This window comes from Ruegeria sp. BG8, assembly GCF_056538325.1.
The window spans coordinates 673,372-692,847 of record NZ_JBQFSZ010000001.1; the positions used below are offsets into that span (position 1 = coordinate 673,372).

General features: G+C 60.5%; 20 protein-coding genes and 1 riboswitch. Of the genes, 18 read left to right on the forward strand and 2 right to left on the reverse strand.

Annotation, left to right across the window (positions count from 1 at the left end):
• Positions 1–3: 3 nt before the first annotated feature.
• Genes cobN through cobJ form a run of 5 tightly spaced genes read left to right on the forward strand, consistent with a single transcriptional unit; the run spans position 4 to position 6,530 of the window.
• A complete protein-coding gene (gene cobN, locus ACR0DG_RS03420; RefSeq protein ID WP_480694316.1) occupies positions 4–3,297 on the forward strand; it encodes a cobaltochelatase subunit CobN in 3,294 nt (1,097 codons plus the stop codon).
• Positions 3,294–4,415 (forward strand): precorrin-3B synthase, encoded by a 1,122-nt coding sequence (gene cobG, locus ACR0DG_RS03425; RefSeq protein ID WP_480694318.1) that lies wholly within the window; start codon positions 3,294–3,296, stop codon positions 4,413–4,415. Before cobN ends, cobG begins: the two co-directional genes overlap by 4 nt.
• Complete coding sequence (locus ACR0DG_RS03430) at positions 4,415–5,044, forward strand: precorrin-8X methylmutase (protein ID WP_170354666.1); 630 nt, start codon at positions 4,415–4,417, stop codon at positions 5,042–5,044. The genes cobG and ACR0DG_RS03430 overlap by 1 nt, the downstream gene beginning before the upstream one ends.
• Positions 5,041–5,769: a precorrin-2 C(20)-methyltransferase gene (locus tag ACR0DG_RS03435; RefSeq protein ID WP_480694320.1), complete on the forward strand. Its 729-nt coding sequence runs from the start codon at positions 5,041–5,043 to the stop codon at positions 5,767–5,769. The genes ACR0DG_RS03430 and ACR0DG_RS03435 overlap by 4 nt, the downstream gene beginning before the upstream one ends.
• Positions 5,766–6,530: a precorrin-3B C(17)-methyltransferase gene (gene cobJ / locus ACR0DG_RS03440; protein WP_480694322.1), complete on the forward strand. Its 765-nt coding sequence runs from the start codon at positions 5,766–5,768 to the stop codon at positions 6,528–6,530. Before ACR0DG_RS03435 ends, cobJ begins: the two co-directional genes overlap by 4 nt.
• Here the strand turns inward: cobJ and ACR0DG_RS03445 are convergent.
• Positions 6,521–7,252, reverse strand: a complete 732-nt coding sequence (locus ACR0DG_RS03445; protein WP_480694324.1) for a cobalt-precorrin-6A reductase — start codon at positions 7,250–7,252, stop codon at positions 6,521–6,523. The two genes, cobJ and ACR0DG_RS03445, sit on opposite strands and share 10 nt — an antisense overlap.
• Here ACR0DG_RS03445 and cbiE point away from each other — a divergent pair.
• The 9 genes from cbiE (at position 7,251) to ACR0DG_RS03490 (ending at position 14,098) form a co-directional block, all read left to right on the forward strand.
• Positions 7,251–8,450 carry a precorrin-6y C5,15-methyltransferase (decarboxylating) subunit CbiE gene (cbiE, locus tag ACR0DG_RS03450; RefSeq protein WP_480694326.1) on the forward strand — a complete coding sequence of 400 codons (1,200 nt, stop codon included), beginning with the start codon at positions 7,251–7,253 and terminating at the stop codon, positions 8,448–8,450. The genes ACR0DG_RS03445 and cbiE overlap by 2 nt on opposite strands.
• Complete coding sequence (locus ACR0DG_RS03455) at positions 8,447–8,815, forward strand: cobalamin biosynthesis protein (protein ID WP_480694981.1); 369 nt, start codon at positions 8,447–8,449, stop codon at positions 8,813–8,815. The genes cbiE and ACR0DG_RS03455 overlap by 4 nt, the downstream gene beginning before the upstream one ends.
• Positions 8,812–9,606 (forward strand): precorrin-4 C(11)-methyltransferase, encoded by a 795-nt coding sequence (cobM, locus tag ACR0DG_RS03460; RefSeq protein WP_480694328.1) that lies wholly within the window; start codon positions 8,812–8,814, stop codon positions 9,604–9,606. The genes ACR0DG_RS03455 and cobM overlap by 4 nt, the downstream gene beginning before the upstream one ends.
• A complete protein-coding gene (locus ACR0DG_RS03465) occupies positions 9,593–10,915 on the forward strand; it encodes a cobyrinic acid a,c-diamide synthase CobB (RefSeq protein WP_480694329.1) in 1,323 nt (440 codons plus the stop codon). The genes cobM and ACR0DG_RS03465 overlap by 14 nt, the downstream gene beginning before the upstream one ends.
• The gene (cobA, locus tag ACR0DG_RS03470; protein WP_480694331.1) at positions 10,912–11,640 is read left to right on the forward strand and encodes a uroporphyrinogen-III C-methyltransferase; all 729 of its coding nucleotides are present in this window, start codon (positions 10,912–10,914) and stop codon (positions 11,638–11,640) included. The genes ACR0DG_RS03465 and cobA overlap by 4 nt, the downstream gene beginning before the upstream one ends.
• The gene (cobF, locus tag ACR0DG_RS03475) at positions 11,633–12,376 is read left to right on the forward strand and encodes a precorrin-6A synthase (deacetylating) (RefSeq protein ID WP_480694333.1); all 744 of its coding nucleotides are present in this window, start codon (positions 11,633–11,635) and stop codon (positions 12,374–12,376) included. The genes cobA and cobF overlap by 8 nt, the downstream gene beginning before the upstream one ends.
• Before the next feature lie 43 nt (positions 12,377–12,419).
• A riboswitch (cobalamin riboswitch) is annotated at positions 12,420–12,627 on the forward strand.
• Between the two features lie 36 nt (positions 12,628–12,663).
• The gene (locus tag ACR0DG_RS03480) at positions 12,664–12,834 is read left to right on the forward strand and encodes a CbtB domain-containing protein (RefSeq protein ID WP_480694335.1); all 171 of its coding nucleotides are present in this window, start codon (positions 12,664–12,666) and stop codon (positions 12,832–12,834) included.
• Between the two features lie 4 nt (positions 12,835–12,838).
• Positions 12,839–13,537, forward strand: a complete 699-nt coding sequence (locus ACR0DG_RS03485; RefSeq protein ID WP_480694337.1) for a CbtA family protein — start codon at positions 12,839–12,841, stop codon at positions 13,535–13,537.
• A gap of 66 nt (positions 13,538–13,603) precedes the next feature.
• The gene (locus ACR0DG_RS03490; RefSeq protein ID WP_480694339.1) at positions 13,604–14,098 is read left to right on the forward strand and encodes a hypothetical protein; all 495 of its coding nucleotides are present in this window, start codon (positions 13,604–13,606) and stop codon (positions 14,096–14,098) included.
• Here the strand turns inward: ACR0DG_RS03490 and ACR0DG_RS03495 are convergent.
• A complete protein-coding gene (locus tag ACR0DG_RS03495; protein ID WP_480707040.1) occupies positions 14,095–14,505 on the reverse strand; it encodes a DUF1636 family protein in 411 nt (136 codons plus the stop codon). The two genes, ACR0DG_RS03490 and ACR0DG_RS03495, sit on opposite strands and share 4 nt — an antisense overlap.
• Before the next feature lie 69 nt (positions 14,506–14,574).
• Between ACR0DG_RS03495 and ACR0DG_RS03500 the strand changes: the two genes are divergently transcribed.
• From ACR0DG_RS03500 to ACR0DG_RS03515, 4 genes are all read left to right on the forward strand, one after another.
• Positions 14,575–15,033, forward strand: coding sequence for a DUF302 domain-containing protein (locus ACR0DG_RS03500; protein ID WP_480694343.1), 459 nt, complete (start codon positions 14,575–14,577; stop codon positions 15,031–15,033).
• Between the two features lie 78 nt (positions 15,034–15,111).
• A complete protein-coding gene (locus ACR0DG_RS03505) occupies positions 15,112–16,731 on the forward strand; it encodes a thiamine pyrophosphate-binding protein (RefSeq protein ID WP_480694345.1) in 1,620 nt (539 codons plus the stop codon).
• Positions 16,718–17,902, forward strand: coding sequence for a CaiB/BaiF CoA transferase family protein (locus tag ACR0DG_RS03510; RefSeq protein ID WP_480694347.1), 1,185 nt, complete (start codon positions 16,718–16,720; stop codon positions 17,900–17,902). Before ACR0DG_RS03505 ends, ACR0DG_RS03510 begins: the two co-directional genes overlap by 14 nt.
• Positions 17,903–18,083: 181 nt before the next feature.
• Positions 18,084–19,454, forward strand: coding sequence for a tetratricopeptide repeat protein (locus ACR0DG_RS03515; RefSeq protein ID WP_480694349.1), 1,371 nt, complete (start codon positions 18,084–18,086; stop codon positions 19,452–19,454).
• Positions 19,455–19,476: the final 22 nt, after the last annotated feature.

Sequence of the window (19,476 nt, forward strand, 5' to 3'; positions counted from 1 at the left end):
GCCATGCACGTCGTCTTCCGCGAAAGCCACGGGCTCGAGGAAACCGAGACCCCATTCGATCTGGGCCAGAGCCCGGCGGATCTGGTGGTGCTGTCATTTTCGGACAGTGACCTTGGCGCTTTTGCGGCGGGCTGGCATCGCGGCGGCGGACCGGAGGGGCGCTTGCCGACAATGCGGCTGGCCAATCTGACGGCGTTGAAACATCCCCTGTCCGTCGACACCTATGTCGAACAGACGCTTGAGGGGGCCAAGGGCATCCTGATCCGCCTGATCGGAGGGGTGCCCTATTGGGCCTACGGATTGCAGCAGGTTCTGGCGCTGGCGCAGGCCAAGGGACTGGCTCTGGCCGTGCTGCCCGCCGACGGGCGCGAGGATACGCGGCTGGATGAGTACTCCACCCTGCCCGTCTCGACCCTGCGTCGGTTGGCGCATCTGTGCGATACAGGCGGCGAAGTTGCGGCACAGGCGGCGCTGGCGCAGATGGCATTGGCCGCAGGGCTTTATGCCGGGCCAGTCATGGGGGCCAAGACGATCCCCGAATGCGGCGCATGGTGCCCGGATCGCGGCGTGATCCCGGTGGAGAGCGCAGTCACGAATGCCGGAAAAACCATCGTCGTTACATTTTACCGCGCCTATCTGACCTCAGCCGACACCGCCCCGGTTGCAACCCTGATCCGCAATTTGCGCGCGCGTGGGCTCAATGCGCTTGGCATGTTTGCGCCGTCGCTGAAAGCCCCGGCCGCGGCGGATTGGTTGCGTGAAACCCTGACGGCGCTGAAGCCCTCGGCGATCATCAACGCGACTTCATTCTCGGGCAAAGGTGCATCCGGCACCTCTCCTCTGGATGCAGCCAACGTGCCAGTGTTCCAGGTCGCGCTTGCCACCTCACGCCGCAAAGCCTGGGCCGAGGCCGAACGCGGCCTGTCTCCCGCCGACCTTGCCATGCACGTGGTACTGCCCGAGGTGGACGGTCGGATTTCGGCTGGCATCGCCTCGTTCAAAGAGCCCGGAAAGCGTGACCCGCATCTGGAATACTCCCGTTTCGCACATCGCGCCGAGGAGGAGCGGATCGAAGCCATCATCGACCGCGTTACCGGCTGGTTGAAGCTATATGACAAGCCAAAGTCGGAACAGGTACCCGCGTTGGTGTTGTCCACCTACCCGGGCAAGGATTGGCAGATGGCCCACGCGGTCGGTCTGGACGCACTCGCCTCAGCCGAGGCCATTCTGTCCGATCTGCAAAGCGAAGGCTATTCCACAGCACCGGCAGAGCCAATTGCCGACACATTGCTGGATGCTCGGATTACATGGCCTCTGCAGGACTACCTCGTCGCGCTGGCAAACCTGCCTGAACAGATGCGCGCTGATCTGCAAACCGTCTGGGGGCGACCCGAGGACGACCCAGCCTTCCGCGACAACGTATTTGAGTTCACGGCGCTGCGCCGCGGCAAGGCACTGGTTGCGCTGCAACCTGAACGCGGCACGCCCGAGATGCGCGATGATGACTATCACGACCTGTCCCGCACCCCGCGCCACAGTTACGTGGCCTTTTACCTGTGGCTCCGCAAAGGGCTGGACGCGGATGCGCTGATCCATATCGGTGCGCATGGCACGCTGGAATGGCTGCCGGGCAAATCGGTCGCCCTGTCCAACACATGCTGGCCCGAGGCGCTGATCCGCGATCTGCCCGTGATCTACCCCTTCATCGTCAACGACCCCGGCGAGGCCGCGCAGGCCAAACGCCGGATCGGAGCCGTTACGCTGGGCCATATCCCACCTGCCCTGAAGGAAAGCGGTACGCCAGATCGCATGGTGCGGCTGGAATCCCTGCTGGACGAATTCTCGAACGCTGACGGTCTGGACCCCAAGCGCCGCGACCGCTTGCAGGAAGACATCCGGGATGAGGCGCAAGCCATTGGGCTGGAAAATGATCTGGGGCTGGATCAGGCCACTTGCACCGCCGAGGCGATCACGCGCATCGACCGCTTCGTCTGTGACATCAAGGAAAGCCAGTTCGGCGACGGGCTGCACATCTTTGGTCGGGTTCCGCAAGTCACCGGCAATTTCGACCCTGCGCCATCGGCCCATGCCGAGCGCGAGGGCTTGCTGGCTGCGCTGGCAGGCAAACGGATTGAGGCCGGGCCGTCCGGTTCGCCCTATCGCGGGCGCTCGGACGTGCTGCCGACGGGGCGGAACCTCTATACCACCGACCCACGCTCGGTCCCGACCCGCGCGGCTTATACCCAAGGCGTGAAACTGGCTGAGGAACTGGTGCGGCGGCATCTGCAAGAGGAAGGCGATTATCCCAAGGGGCTGATCGTCGATCTCTGGGGTTCGGCCACCATGCGCACGGCGGGCGAAGAATTCGCCATGGCGCTGCATCTGCTGGGCGTCAAACCGATCTGGGATAAGGGGTCCGAGCGCGTCTCGGGCATCGAGGTTCTGCCCATAACCGACCTGAGCCGCCCGCGGCTGGATGTGACACTGCGGGTCTCGGGCCTGTTCCGCGACGTGTTCCCGACGCTTTCGGCGCTGTATGGTCAGGCGATCCGGGCGCTGACTGCACGCGATGAGGCCCCGGACTGGAACCCCTATGCCGGACAAGAGCCCGCCGCCCGCGTCTATGGCCCCGCCCCCGGCAGCTATGGCGTGAACATGACGCAATTGTCCGAGGTCTACACCGACGAGGCCCGCGCGCAGGCGGGCGAAGCGTGGCTCAACGCCAGTTCCTTTGCGCTTGAGGGCGAGCATATCGCGCAGGACAAGGACGGGATCAAACAGCGCGTCGCCAATGCCGACAGCTTTGTCCACCTGCAGGACCTGACTGAGACCGATCTTCTGCTGGCCAATGACTACGCCACGCATGAGGCCGGGTTTGCCGCCGCCAAAAAGATCACCGGCGGCAGCGCGCAGCTGTATCATCTGGACAATACCAACCCCGACACCCCGCGCGCGCGTACTCTGCCCGAGGAAATCAGCCGCGTGGTCCACGCCCGTGCAGCCAATCCCGGCTGGATCGCCGGGATGCAACGCCACGGATTCCGGGGCGCGGCCGAGATCGCGGCGACGCTGGATCACATGGCGTCGTTTGCGCATCTGTCGGGCACGGTCGCACCGCATCTCTTTGACCTCTATCACGATGCCACACTGGGCAATGAGGATGTCGACGCCTTTTTGGCCGAAGCCAACCCAAAGGCCCATCAGGCCATGCAGGACCGGTTCCGCGCCTTGTTGGAGGCCGGGCTCTGGAATACGCGCCGCAACTCGATCCGCGCTGATCTGGAGGGGCTGGGATGAGTGCGCCAGTCGTCCAAGGCTGGTGTCCCGGTGCGCACCGACCGATGATGTCCGGCGATGGGCTGGTGGTGCGGGTACGGCCCCGGCTGGCGCGGCTGACGGCGGAACAGGCCGTGGGCCTGTGCAATCTGGCAGAGCGCTTTGGCAATGGCACCATCGACCTGACCAACCGCGCCAACCTGCAATTGCGGGGCGTGGCTGAGGGCGATCATCAGGCACTTCTTGCAGAACTCGCCGCGCTCAACCTGCTGGATACCGAGCCAGGCATCGAGGTGCGCCGCAACATTCTGGTCTCACCGCTGTATCAGGCTGGCGATCTGACCGCGCGATTGACGCAAGCGTTGATCAACCGGCTGGCCGAACTGCCCGCCCTGCCCGCCAAGTTCGGCTTTGCCATCGACACCGGGCTTGAGCGCCTGCTGGCCGGAGATTCCGCCGATATCCGGTTGGAGACTGGCCCGGATGGCCTGATCCTGCGCGCCGACGGTGCAACTAGCGGAATGGTGGTAGAGGAAGCCGAGGCCATTGATCACTTGATCGCTCTGGCCGAGTGGTTTGCCCGCACCTACACGCCGGAAGCCCGCCGCATGGCACGGGTCGTCGAGACTTTGCCGCAGCAGTGGCAGGGCAGCGCCCCGGGGTGCGTGGGGACACCACTGCAACCGGGCGCTTGCCAACAGGGCGCATTCTATGGCGCGGCCTTCGGACAACTGCCAGCACGCGCTTTGCGAGAGTTGATGGAAAACAGCGGTGCGAAGGCCCTGCGTGTCACCCCGTGGCGGCTGATCCTGCTGGAAGGCGGGGCGGCGATACCCGCCCCGGACTTTGTCACGGATGGCTCTGACCCGCTGATGACTACGGACGCCTGCCCCGGCGCGCCATACTGCACGCAGGCGCAGGTGGAAACCCGTGATACTGCGCGCAAACTGGCCCCGCGCATCCCCGGAAGCCTGCATATTTCGGGCTGCGCCAAAGGATGCGCGCGGATGGGATCGGCAGACATAACTTTGATCGGCCACAACGGACGATTTGATCTTGTCAAACAAGGCCGCGCAGGGGATGAGCCCAGCCAATGTGGTCTGACCAAAGAAACACTGATGAATATGGACTTCACCTGATGCCCTACACGTACGAAACCGACGGCGCAGCGATTTATAAAGAAAGCTTTGCCACCATCCGGTCCGAGGCCGATCTGGCCCGGTTCGACGCGGACGAGGAACAGGTTGCCGTCCGCATGATCCATGCCGCTGGAATGGTCGGGCTTGAGGAATTCGTCCATTTCTCGCCCGGTTTTGTCGCCGCCGCCCGCACCGCGCTGGAAAATGGCGCACCGATCCTGTGCGATGCGCGCATGGTCAGCGAAGGCGTGACACGGTTCCGCCTGCCCGCCGATAACGAAGTGATCTGCACCCTGCATGACGAGCGCGTGCGCCCACTGGCCGCTGAGATGAGCAATACGCGCTCGGCCGCCGCGCTGGAGCTGTGGCGTCCGCACCTTGAGGGCGCTGTAGTTGCTATCGGAAACGCACCGACCGCCCTGTTCCATCTGTTGAACATGCTGGAAGATCCCGACTGCCCGCGCCCGGCGGCCATCATCGGTTGCCCGGTTGGCTTTGTTGGCGCGGTCGAGTCCAAAGATGCCCTTTGGGAAGCACAGCCCGTGCCGTCCTGCATCGTAAAGGGCCGTCTGGGTGGCAGTGCCATCACCGTTGCGGCAATAAACGCGATCGCGAGCCGGGCGGAATGAGCGTCGGCAAGATATACGGCGTGGGTCTTGGCCCCGGTGACCCCGACCTGATGAGCGTTCGGGCTGACCGGCTGTTGCGAAACGCCCGACACGTGGCCTTCTTTCGCAAACCGGGCCGCAACGGTCAGGCACGTCAGATCGTCAACGGGATGATCCCCGAAAGCGCAACAGAATTCCCGATGGAATACCCGGTAACAACGGAAATTCCGCTGACTGATCCGCGCTATAACGAGTTGCTGTCGTCATTTTATGAAGACTGTGCCGCGCATCTGAAAGCCCTTTCAGACAAGGGCGAGGACGTTGTTGTCCTGTGCGAGGGAGATCCCTTTTTCTATGGGTCTTTCATGCATCTTTACAGCCGGTTGCGTGACATATCTGAGGTAGAAGTTGTCCCGGCCATCACAGGAATGTCCGGGGCGTGGACGGCCACGGGTGACCCCATCACGTGGGGTGACGACGTGTTAACAGTTTTGGTCGGCACCCTGCCCGAAGAGACATTGGCAGAGCGCATGAGCCAGACAGATGCCTTGGTCGTCATGAAGATCGGGCGCAACATCGAAAAAGTGAAACGCGCTTTGAAATCATCCGGTCTGTTTGACCGTGCATGGATTGTCGAGTTCGCACAAATGCCGAACCAGACCGTTTCAAAACTGTCTGAGGCAAGCGACAAGATCACCCCATATTTTTCGATCATCATCGTTCACGGCCAAGGACGGCGTCCATGACCGGCTGGGTCAAGATCGCGGGCCTTGGTCCCGGGGATGAAGCATTGGTCACCCCCGAAGTGACAGCCGCGTTGACCGACGCTACGGATGTTGTGGGTTACATCCCCTATGTCGCTCGCATCGCCGAGCGAGACGGCCTGACGCTGCACGCCAGTGACAATCGGGTTGAGATCGACCGGTCTCAGCATGCGTTGCAAATGGCGGCTGATGGCAAAAGGGTCGTTGTTGTTTCTTCTGGTGATCCGGGTGTGTTCGCCATGGCGGCTGCGGTTTTTGAGGCTTTGGAAGACGGCCCCGCAGAATGGCGGGATATTCCAATAGATGTTTTGCCCGGGATCACGGCAATGCTGGCCGCGTCAGCCCGCGCTGGTGCGCCGATGGGGCATGATTTCTGCGCCATCAACCTTAGCGACAACCTCAAACCCTGGTCGCTGATCGAAAAGCGGCTGCGTCTTGCGGCACAGGCGGATTTTTCGATGGCCTTCTATAATCCGCGCTCGAAATCCCGGCCGGAAGGCTTTGTAAAGACGTTGGAAATCTTGCGCGAAGAATGCGAGCCAGAGCGTCTGATCCTTTTCGCACGGGCTGTGTCGCGCGCGGATGAGGCGATACGTATTTCGACACTGGCAGATGCAACACCCGAAATGGCGGATATGCAAACAGTGGTCATCGTCGGCTCTTCCCGAACCCGCGTGATCGAACGCAATGGTCCGCCGATCGTCTACACACCGCGTTTCACCCCGGATGAGGGTCAGGGATGAATCAGCCAGTCCAGAACCTGCGCGACATTCGACAGCTCGACCCGATTGGGCAGGTTCGGGCGATCGATCATCAGCACCGGCAGGCCAAGCGCGCGTGCCGCGTCCAGCTTGGCGCGCGCGCCAGTGCCGCCTGCGTTCTTGGACACAACCAACTGCGTCCCGTGATCCAGCATCAGCGCGCGGTCTTCAGCCTCGGAAAAGGGGCCGCGGGCCGCGATAACGTCTGCATTCGGCAATGGCACAACGTCGGGCGCGTCGATCAGGCGCAGAAGGTAGTTGTGCTGCGGTCGCGCCGCGAAATCTTCAAGATGCATGCGACCGACAGCCAGAAACACGCGCATTGGATCACCAGACAATGCCTGGACTGCGGCAGCGATATCCGGCACATGCGTCCAAGCATCACCGGGCTGCGCGCGCCATGCCGGACGGGTCAACGCGGACAAAGCCGAACCGGTCACGGCACAAGCCTCGAAGGCGTTCCGGCTCATTTGAGCCGCGAAGGGATGCGTGGCGTCCACCACATGGGTCACCGCGTTGTCCCGGATGTAAGCCGCCAACCCTTGCGCACCGCCAAAGCCGCCGACGCGCACCGGCAGCGGCTGCGGTCGCGGATTTTCCACACGACCGGCATAGGAATAAACGGCCGGAATTCCTTGGCTGACAACAGCTTTGGCCAAAGCGTTGGCCTCAGTCGTACCACCAAGGATCAGGAGGTTGGGCATGTCTGAAGCTCCTTGGTTGACCGTATTGGGTTTGGGCGAAGATGGGCTTGATGGCCTTTCGCCTGCAAGCCGTCAAGTGCTGGATCGGGCCGAAGTTATCATGGGCCCGCCCCGCCATCTGTCGTTATTGCCCGACCAGAGCGCCGAGCAGATTGAATGGCCCGTTCCCTTTTCAGATGGCTTACCGATACTGCAGAACTTGCGTGGTCGGGCGACGGTCGTTCTGGCCTCGGGGGACCCGTTCTGGTTCGGTGCTGGTTCTGTGATCGCGCGCAGTTTTGAGGTTGGGGAATGGATAGCCCTGCCCGGGCAGTCAACATTTTCTCTGGCGGCCGCCCGTTTGGGCTGGCCGTTGGAAAGCACGCAAACCTTTGGCTTGCACGCCGCCCCCCTGACCCGCATGCGCCCGCATCTTTCGCCGGGTTTGCGGGCAATTCTATTGCTGCGCAACGGTGCCGCAGTTGCCGAGCTGGCCACGTATTTGAACGAGACAGGTTTTGCCAACACGCGACTACACGTCATGGAAGCCCTGGGCGGTCCGCGCGAACGCGCTCGCAGCGTATCACTGACCGAGGCTTTGCTGGGTGGATTTGATCATCCTGTTTGCGTCGGGCTCGAGGTTGCAGGCACAGGTCGGGCCTTTCCCAAAGCCTCTGGCAAGCCCGATGAAATTTTCGAAAATGATGGTCAAATCACCAAACGCCCAATCCGCGCGCTGACGTTGTCCGCCTTGGCGCCTCAGCGAGGCGAGCATTTGTGGGATATCGGCGGTGGGACCGGGTCGATCAGCATCGAATGGTTGATGTGTGACCCGACGCTGACCGCGACGACGATTGAGCCGCGCCCAGATCGCGCCGAGCGCATTCGCCGAAATGCAAACACCTTAGGACAGGATCGGCTGAACGTGGTGCACGGTGCTGCGCCAGACTCACTGGGTGAGCTGGAGCGACCCCATGTCGTTTTCATCGGCGGTGGCCTCAGCACCGAGCTGTTGAACTGGCTGCACACCAACCTGACTGCGGGCACGAGGCTGGTCGCGAATGCGGTGACCTTGGAAAGCGAAGCTTTGCTGGCTCAGTGGCACGCGAAACTGGGCGGTGAGCTGTTGCGCATCGAACTTGCGCAATCGGCCCCATTGGGCCCGCGCCGCGGCTGGAAATCTGCCTATCCGGTGGTGCAGTGGAGCGTAACGCTGTGATCGTGGCGGGTTTGGGTTTCTCTTCGGCGGCTACATTGGACAGCCTGCAATCCGCTTATGGTTCTGCAGCCGCTGGTCACGATGTTGGTGCTATTGCGACCGTTGCGGACAAGGACGGCCACGCCGCATTGTCGGCGCTGGCAGAATTGCTCGCCCTGCCCTTGCAACTGATCCCACCTGCCCAGTTGGCGGGGCAACGCACATTGACATGCTCGAACCGCAGCCGTGCCACGTATGGGACCGGCAGCGTCGCCGAAGCATCCGCCTTGGCAGCCGCCGGACCCGGCGCGCGGCTACTTTCACCCAGACTTATCTCGGACGACCGGCTGGCCACCTGCGCCATTGCCATCGGAGGACTAAAATGACCGTTCATTTCATCGGTGCCGGACCAGGCGCCGCCGATCTGCTGACCCTTCGCGGGCGTGACATTATCGCGTCCTGCCCCGTTTGCCTCTATGCGGGGTCGTTGGTGCCCGAAGAAATTCTGGGGCACTGCCCGGCAGACGCCAAGATCATCAACACTGCGCCCATGGATCTGGATCAGATCATGGCCGAGATCGAGGCTGCGCATCAAGCGGGTCAGGACGTCGCGCGCCTGCACTCTGGTGATTTATCCGTGTGGTCGGCGATGGGTGAGCAAATCCGTCGTCTGAAAGAGATGGGAATCCCGGTTAGCGTGACGCCGGGCGTCCCCTCGTTCGCGGCGGCTGCAGCATCCTTGGGCACCGAACTTACGCTACCCGGATTTGCACAGTCGGTTGTTTTGACCCGGACCCCCGGGCGTGCATCGTCGATGCCCGAGGGCGAAACACTGGAAAACTTCGCCCGGACCGGGGCGACTCTGGCCATCCATTTGTCGATTGGAAATCTGGACAAGGTCATTGCCGACCTGACCCCAGCTTACGGCCCCGATTGCCCGGTTGCCGTTGTGTACCGCGCAAGCTGGCCGGATGAACGGATTATTCGCGCGACGCTGGAAACGCTGAAAGATGCGCTGGATGACAGTATTTCCAGGACAGCCCTGATCATGGTGGGCCCCGCCCTCGCGGGCGAAGGGTTTGACGAAAGCTGTCTATACTCAAAAGACTACGACCGCAGGTACCGCCCGCAAAGCGCGGACAGCCCGTGGTCAAGCTGGAGCCATGGCGATGACTAACCCTCCGGGTGTTTTGATATCCGCGCCTTCTTCAGGGACTGGCAAGACCACTGTCATGCTGGGCTTGTTACGAGCGCTGGCAGAAGATGGCCTGACGGTTCAGCCGTTCAAAAGTGGGCCGGACTATATTGACCCTGCCTTTCATCGGGCTGCGGCAGGGCGTGCCTCTTTCAACCTGGACAGCTGGGCGATGGGCGATCCCTTGCTCAGCGCGATTTCAGAGCAGGCCGAGGGCGCTGATATTGTTGTCGCCGAAGGGTCCATGGGTTTGTTCGACGGTGTGGCAAAACCGGGTGAGCTGGGTCACGGCACCAGCGCCGAGACTGCGTTGCGAATGGGCTGGCCAGTTGTGCTGGTGCTGGACGTTGGCGGTCAGGCGCAATCCGCTGCTGCGACGGCGCTGGGGTTCAAGATATACAACCCCGACCTGCCGTTTGCCGGGGTGATCCTGAACCGTTGCGCTAGTCCACGGCATGAACGGTTGACCCGATTGGGGATGGAGCGCGCTGGATTGCCGGTATTGGGCGTCTTGCCGCGCCGCGGTGATCTGACTTTGCCGGAGCGGCATCTTGGTCTGATTCAAGCGGTCGAGCATCCCGATCTGGAGAGCGCAATCGTGGGCTACGCCGCGTTCTTGCGGGAACATGTGGATCTTGAAGCAATCAAGCGGGCGGCTTCCTCAGGCCCGGTGGGGCCATCGTCAGCCGCGCTGCCGCGCCCGCCTGCCCAACGGATTGCACTGGCCAGAGACGCCGCGTTTTCGTTTACCTACCCGCATTTGCTGGAAGGTTGGCGCGCGGCGGGCGCAGAAATTTTGCCTTTTTCCCCGCTCGCTGACGAAGCCCCTGCCCAAGACGCGGATCTGGTTTGGTTGCCAGGCGGTTACCCAGAGCTTCATGCAGGCCCCTTGGCAGCCGCAAGCACATTCCAAAGCGGTTTGCGCGCACATGCAGCAACCAAGCCCGTCCACGGCGAATGCGGCGGTTACATGGCTTTGGGTCAAGCGCTGATCGACAAGGACGGTGTTCAACATCAGATGGCGGGTCTGTTGGGGCTGGTCACCTCATACCAGAAGCGCAAATTCAACCTTGGCTATCGCAAGGCCGAGTTGCTGACCGAGATGCCGGGTTTCAAAGCGGGAAGCGCCTTGCGCGGGCATGAGTTTCACTATTCTTCGATCATCGAACAACCCGACGCCCCGCTTGCACGTGTTTTTGATGCGGAAGGTGCTGAAGGACCCCAGACTGGGTCGCGGCGAGACAACGTTACCGGTACGTTTTTTCACCTGATCGCAGAGGCCACGGCATGAGTGGTTTTGTCTCGTTCATCGGCTCGGGCCCGGGTGATCCCGAATTGCTTACGCTGAAGGCAGTGGACCGGATGCAAAAGGCGGATGCGGTGCTGTTCGATGATCTCAGCAGCGGCCCGATCCTGACGCATGCGCGCAGCGATGCGGATCTGGTGGGTGTCGGAAAGCGTGCGGGCCGACCCTCGCCCAAACAGGATCATGTCAGCCGGCTGCTGGTCGACTATGCAATGACCGGTCAACGTATCGTACGGCTTAAATCCGGTGACGGAGGGATGTTCGGGCGCCTTGAGGAAGAGCTGGTTGCCCTGCGCGCCGCCGGAATCGCGTACGAAATCATTCCGGGAATCCCGTCGGCGGTCGCCGCGGCAGCTGCCGCAGGTATTCCGCTAACCCGGCGCTTGACGGCACGGCGCGTGCAGTTTGTAACCGGCCATGACGTCAGTGGTAAACTACCCCAGGACCTGAACCTGCCAGCGTTGGCCGACCCGGACGCAACCACCGTGGTCTTCATGGGAAAACGTACCTTTCCTTTGCTGGTCCAAGCACTGAACGAGCATGGGCTGCCTTTGGACACCCCAGCCTTGATGGCCGAGTCTGTGTCAACACCAGACCAAAAGCTGCACCGCGCAACGGTCGGAGCGTTGTCCGACAAACTAAGTTCCGAGATCGGCACCGCCCCTGCATTGATCCTGTATGGCCCGTTGGCAGAGTTCGACAATGTATGACCTGACACTGGTCGGTATCGGCACCGGCAACCCCGATCACGTGACGTTTCAAGGCGCGAAGGCTATTCGGGCCGCAGATTTGATCCTTATTCCGCGAAAAGGTGAAAACAAGGCCGATCTGGCAGGGCTTCGGGAAGAGATCATCGCGCAGGTGACCGAAACTCCGCAAACGATCGCTTATTTCGACATTCCCAAGCGCCGGTCGGATGACGGATACCTGCGGGGCGTTGACGAATGGCACGATGCCATTGCGTTGCGTTGGCAAGACGCGATTGCGGCCCATCCTAAGGCGCGCCACGTTGCATTGCTGATTTGGGGGGACCCCTCGCTCTACGACAGTTCCTTGCGAATCGCGTCTCGGCTGCAACCGCAGCCGTCGACACGTGTGATCCCCGGAATCACGGCGCTTCAGGCGCTTACCGCGGCCCATGCGATCCCGATCAATGATCTGGGTGCGCCGTACGTTGTTACAACCGGGCGACGCATCCGCGAAGAGGGTTGGCCCGACGCCACCGCCAAGGTCGCCGTCATGCTGGACGGAGAATGCTCGTTCCAAAGCCTTGAGATGGCAGAGTTTGACATCTGGTGGGGCGCTTACGTTGGGATGAAGGAAGAAATCCTGATCAAAGGACAATTGTCCGAAGTTGCACAGCAGATCCTGGAAACCCGAGCCCGCGCCCGAAGCCAGCATGGCTGGATCATGGACATCTATCTTTTAAAAAAGCGCGTGAACTGACCAAAAATGTCGCAATTGGCGATTGCGCCAGCGCACCTCTAAGGGCTAAATGAATGGGTCTGGTCCTGCCGGAGATACTGGTAGGCTAAGAGGGAATGTGGTGCGATCACGCCAATGGTCAACTCCACAGCCGCCCCCGCGACTGTAAGCGGAGAGCCCCTGTTCAACCAGCCACTCCTGATTTTCAGGGGGAAGGCGAACAGAGGCACTGACCCGCGAGCCAGGAGACCTGCCGGGCAACGTATTGAAACACCGGCCGTCGGGTGCGGCGGCAAAGGAGAACTAGAATGGCGACTCAAACAGCAACCGCATCGGCCTCACGCGCTGGCATTCTGCCCGTTATGTTCGCAGTGGTTTTGGGCCTGGGTATTATCACGCTGACCGGTCACGTTCAGGCAGCCGCCCTGCATGACGCTGCTCATGACGTGCGTCACGCGACCGGCTTCCCCTGCCACTAACACCATGTTTAGCCGCATTTTGACCAGCGCGTTGTTCGCTGGTGCTGCAGCGGGGCTGATTGCCGCCTTGCTGCAGTTGGTTTTTGTGCAACCTGTTCTACTGCACGCCGAACTCTATGAGTCGGGCGAATTGGTGCATTTTGGCGCTGCCCCGGTTTCAGCCCATCCCGAGTTGCCCGGTATGTTTTCGGAACTGTTCCGCGACGCGCTGAGTGTCATTTTCACAATGCTCACCTACACGGGGTATGCGCTGTTGATGGTCGCGCTTATGTCGGTTGCAGAAGGCAACGGTCACAAGATTGACGGACGCACAGGCGTTCTGTGGGGTTTGGCCGGTTTCATCGCCTTCCATCTGGCCCCTGGCTTTTCTCTGGCACCCGAAGTTCCCGGCGTAGCCGCGGCGGACGTATACGCGCGTCAGGTTTGGTGGTTTGCCACTGTCGCAGCCGCAGTTGTGGCATTGTGGCTGATCGCGTTCGGCAGCAACCTTGTAAGCTACCTGATCGCGGCTGCCCTTTTCGTTGCCCCTCACCTTATTGGTGCACCGGAACCCGATGTCTTCACAGGCCCGGTACCGACCGAGATTGGCGCTTTGTTCGCCGCGCGCGCCTTTGGCATCGGTCTGGTGGCCTGGGTGCTGGTTGGCGCATTCGCGGGCTATTTCTGGCAACACGAAGGTCAACGCGCAGAAGCAACGGCCTGATTTAATTCCGCTTTGACGCGCCGGGTCCTGCCCGGCGTGTCTATGTTTGCATGCAAGGAACACGAAATGGCACGCTCACTTGCCCTTTTCGCAATCGGCTTGGTCTTTGGCAGCGGCGCGGGATTTGTTGTCGCCGCCGCAAACGGGGTCACCTTTGATGGGCACGACCACAGCGATCCTGCCCACCATGGGGCTTCGCATTCCGAAGCAGCGGCCCACGATCATTCGACCGCCATCAACCTACCCGCCGGCGCAGACGCACCCGGTTTGGAAATCGCATTGACGCAAGATCCGTTGGCCGGTTGGAACCTGCAAGTCGTACCCCGGAACTTCCGGTTCTCGCCCGAGAATGCCTCGGCCCAGGATATCCCCGGCGAGGGTCACGCGCATGTCTATGTCAATGGACAGAAACTGGCCCGGCTATACGGAAACTGGATGCATATTGATCAGCTTCCGAAGGGAGAGGTCGAGGTTTCAGTTTCCCTGAACGCCAACGGTCACAGCCCTCTGATGGTGGACAACGTACCGGTCAGTGCCGCCGTTACCGTTCAGGTCGACTAAAGCGCAGGAATGCGCGCGCGCAAGCACATTCGAAGGCGACCGCATGGCCGGGCGTCTTCGATCCAGCCCTTGGGGCTGTCCAGATATGCCTGACAGGTCGCTGCAATGTCATCTGCATCAGTCGTTACGTTGACACCAGAAAAGACATAGGTCGCCCGCCCCTCTGCCTGCATCGCCAAAGCAACAGGCTCGGCACATCCGCTGAAGCAGGCGTGCTCGGTCACTTCGACCTGCTCTGCCAGCGCCAAGTGCTCCAGGGCCTGTTTTATGGATAGCTCTTCCACCTCCCGATCCCGGGCACCAGAACAGCTGCTGCAGATCAACAGGCGCATTGCAACCTGACCTTTCTTTTCATTGCCGGGACGTTTTGCGCCTTTCGCAGCGCGCGGGCAATCCTGAATACGCACAAGATTGTGAGTGCGCGAAATCTCTGTTTCTGGCAATTATCACCCAGCTTCACCAAAGGAGATAGCGATATGAAGGCGTTTTGGACGACTCTCGCGTTTTTGGCTATGCCAGCATGGGCTGATGAGCCTCTGTCGGGATGGGCCGTGTATCCAACCGGTAAAAGCTATAATGAGTTGGTGGAAGATACGAAAGCGGCAGTTAAGAAAAACGGTTTGATCGTTGTCACACAGGCCGGGCCGACCAAAGCCGCTGCGTCCCGTGGAATCACGATACCGGGTAACCGCGTCATTGGTGCGTTTAACAACGATTATGCAGTGCGTGTGCTTGAAACCTCGGTGAATGCGATGATCGAAGCGCCAATTCGGTTTTACGTGACCGAAAACGACGATGGCACGGCAACTTTGTCGTATAAGACTCCAAGCTTTGTTTTTGCGCCCTATGTCTACGAAGGTGGGGAGCCCCTGCGCGACATAGCGGAAGAACTGGATGGCAAGTTCCAATCCATCGCCGAAACTGCAGTCAAATAGTCACACTGGCGTGATCCGACTTGCGTCTGAGGCTGTCCTCCGCAATCTGCAGTGAAACAATTCTTCGGAGCACGACTGATGCAAGACCTCTCGCCCCGCGCTGCGGATCTGCTGGCCCAACGTTTGTACGAGGCCGGATGCCGTCACGCATTTGGTATGCCCGGTGGTGAGGTACTGACCCTGGTCGATGCGTTGGAGCAGGCCGGTATTCAGTTCCACCTGACCAAGCACGAGAACGCGGCTGGTTTCATGGCCGAGGCAGTGCATCACCGGGATGGGGCCCCTGCCATTCTGGTGGCGACATTGGGCCCCGGCGCGATGAATGGCATCAACGTGGTCGCCAATGCGTTGCAAGATCGCGTACCGATGATTGTGCTGACAGGTTGCGTGGACGCCGACGAAGCACTGACCTACACGCATCAGGTGATGGACCACGCGCAGGTCTACCGCTCGATCACCAAAGGTACCTTCACGCTAACGGCCAAAGGTGCAGATATCATTGCTGACAAAGCAGTGACACTTGCAAACCAGCCTCGCCCGGGGCCGGTGCATATCGATGTGCCGATCTCGGTCGCGGACACCCGTGTCTCAGGGGTCAAGCTGCGCCGCCGGGCAAAGATCGCCGCCGTGGCCCCAGAAGGCAATTGCGTCGAAAAAGCCCGACGGTGGGTGGCACAAGCCGAACGTCCGATCGCAATCATTGGGCTGGATGTGCTGTATGACGATTCACGCAACGTCGTGCAGGCGTTTCTAGAGCATTTTGGCATCCCGTTCGTCACCACTTACAAAGCAAAAGGGATTATCCCCGAGGATCATCCGCTTTGTCTGGGTGGCGCAGGTCTTTCGCCATTGGCCGACAAGCACCTCGTTCCGCTGGTCGAGCAGGCTGATCTGGTGTTGTGCTTGGGCTATGACCCGATCGAAATGCGCCCCGGTTGGCGCGAAATCTGGGACCCGAACGAAAAGCGTGTCATCGATATCGCTGCTGTTCCCAACGACCACTATATGCATCAGGCCGGACTGAACATGGTGGCCCATACCGGTGCAACGCTGGAGGCGATCGCCAAGGGCAACCCCGCCCGTGCCACATGGCCGGGTCAAGAGCCTGAAAAGGTAAAAGCTGCGTTGTCGCAGGCGTTTCCTGCTGATGACGAATGGGGACCGGCTGCAGTGATCGCCGAAACCCACGCGGCGCTGCCAGCAGAAACACTCGCGACCGCAGACAGCGGTGCCCATCGCATCCTGTTAAGCCAAATGTGGAACTGCTCAGAGGAGCGCGGGCTGATCCAGTCATCGGCGCTCTGCACGATGGGGTGTGCGGTGCCCATGGCGATTGGCCTGAAACTGGCAGAACCTGAACGACCCGTTATCAGCTTTTCGGGCGATGCCGGGTTCCTGATGGTCGCGGGCGAGCTGTCAACTGCCGCAGAACTGGGCGGAAACCCGATCTTTCTTGTTTTCGTCGACGCCAGCCTCGCCCTGATCGAGCTGAAACAAAGGCAACGGCAAATGGGCAACAAAGGCGTTGACTTTGACCGCCATGACTTTGCCGCGCTGGGTCGTGCTTTCGGCGGCCACGGGCACACCGTTCGAAACCGCGAAGAACTGCGGGCCGCTTTGGATGCAGCCGTCAAGGCAGATACCTTCACCATCATCGCTGCCGAAATCGACCGCGGAGGATATGATGGCCGGATCTGAAGGGCCGCTGAAGGGCGTAAAGGTTCTGGATCTCAGCCGTATTCTGGCCGGACCGACCTGCACGCAATTGTTGGGCGACCTTGGGGCAAGCGTCATCAAAATCGAAAACCCCGCCACCGGGGGCGACGATACACGCCAATGGGGCCCTCCATACGTGACCGATGCCGCGGGCGTGCCCTCGGATTTAAGCGCCTACTTCATGTCCGCCAACCGCAACAAAAAGTCTGTTGCGATCGACATCACTTTGCCCGAAGGACAGGCTGAAATCCGTAGGCTGGCTTCGCACGCAGATATACTGATTGAAAATTTCAAACCCGGCGGCCTGGCAAAATACGGATTGGATTATGCCACGCTGTCGACGGAGTTTCCTGCTCTGGTCTACTGTTCAATCTCGGGATATGGGCAAGATGGGCCCAACGCATCGAAACCCGGCTATGACCTGATGGCGCAGGGGTATGGTGGGATCATGTCCCTGACGGGTGACCCCGACGGTGCGCCGATGAAGGTCGGAGTGGGTATCGCCGACGTCATGTGCGGCATGTATGCCAGCGTCGGCATCTTGGCTGCACTGCGGCACAGGGATCAGACCGGAGAAGGTCAACATATCGACCTCGCGCTGGTGGACGCGCAAATCGCGTGGCTGATCAACGAAGGTGTGAATTATCTGACGTCCGGCAAAGTTCCCCAACGCAGGGGTAACGGCCATCCAAACATCGTTCCATACGACGTGTATGAAACAGCGGATGGGCACGTCATACTGGCCGTCGGAAATGACAGCCAATTCAAGCGATTCTGCGCGTTTATTAACAAACCCGAACTGGCAGACGACACGCGCTTTGCGACGAACCCGGCCAGACTTGAAAACCGCGACGCTTTGAATGCCGTGCTGCGACCCGCCGTGATGGAACACGATACCGCGACCGTGATCTCGGAACTTGAAGCACGCAAGGTTCCGGTGGGTCCGGTTCAGACCCTGGATCAGGTTTTTGCCACCGATCAGGTGGCGGCGCGACAGATGCAGATCGCAATGCAAGCGGCCCCGGCCGAAGTGAATCTGATTGGAAATCCACTCAAATTATCCAAAACGCCTGTAACATATCGCAGTGCCCCACCGGTCTTCGGGGCGGACACTCAGGCCGTTTTAAACGCCGAAAACCCCTTTGATGACTGAAACACATTGCCTAATTCGGCAGCATGTTGCTGAAACATGCCGTTGAATCGGCGGTTTTTTTCACGTTTTGCGCACACAGCATTTCACCAATTCGAGAGGTCGGTCGATACTGATACGACCCCGCTAGAGTCTCTGGTAAGTCGAATATCGTAGAAATTCTCAACTGGATCGGACCACGAGCATGAAACAAGACGTTTTCGGACAGATGAACACCCTGACCCAATCGGCGGCTGCCGAAGCGTGGGATGGGGTGCTGCTCGGGTTCATGTCACACGCAGCTATTACGCCTCAGCATCTTGGAAAAGTGTTGGAGCTGGAGCCTGACTTTGCACTGGGGCACGCCGTAAAAGGTTTGTTCATGGTCTTGCTGGGCCGTCGCGAAATGATGCCTGTCGCTGTCGAGGCACTGACGGCAGCTAACGCAGCGATGGAACGCCAGCCCGTGACCAAGCGCGAACAGCTCTATGTTGATGCTCTTGGCCTTTACCTGTCCGACCTGCCCTCGCACGCTGTGCAGAAATTTGAAGAGGTGCTGCGGGAACACCCTCAGGACACGCTGGCGATGAAGCTCAGCCATGCGACACGCTTTGTTCTGGGGGATGCCGCTGGTATGCGTCGGTCCATCGAACGCGTGATGCCCGCCTACGAGCCTGACCACGCGGGCCGCGGTTACCTTTTGGGCTGCCACTCATTCGCGCTCGAGGAAACCGGCGCGTACGAAAAAGCAGAAATTGCAGGCCGTCAGGCACTGTGGATGGTATCGGACGACGCATGGGGCCTGCATGCTGTGGCCCACGTGCATGAAATGACGGGTAACGCGCAGTTGGGTCTGGACTGGCTGGCTGGCCGCGAGGATGCCTGGGCACATTGTAACAACTTCCGCTATCACGTCTGGTGGCACAAGGCGCTGATGCATCTGGACCTGGGCCAAGTGGATCAGGTTATGGAACTTTACGATAACTACATCCGCCAGGATAAAACCGACGATTACCGCGATATCTCAAATGCGACATCGCTGTTGTCCCGTCTGGAACTGGAAGGCGTCGATGTCGGCAACCGCTGGCAAGAGCTGGCCGATCTCAGCGCCGCGCGGACCGAGGATGGCTGTCTGATCTTTGCCGACCTGCACTACCTGCTTGCTCTGACCGGCGACAACCGGGACGAAGCGACCGGTAAAATGCTGCAGCGCATTCAGAAAGACGCCCAGCGCAACCAGGGTGACACTCCGATCCGGATGTCTGACCCCGGCATTGCAGCGGCCAAGGGTCTTGAGGCGTTTGGCGATGGCCTCTACGGCCAAGCCTTTGATTTCCTGTCGACTGCACGGGATGGAATGCAATTGGCAGGTGGAAGCCACGCCCAACGTGATGTATTCGAGCGCATCACAATTGATTCCGGCCTGCGCGCCGGTCGTCTGGATGCTGTCGAGCGCATTCTGGATGATCGCCGTGCAAAACGAGCCGGTGGCGAGGACAATTACGCTTTGGCGCGCCGCGCGTTGATTGACGCGGCTCGTGACAACGGAGACGCACAAAGCGTTCCGGCTGAATAACAAAATAAAAAAGACCAAAGAA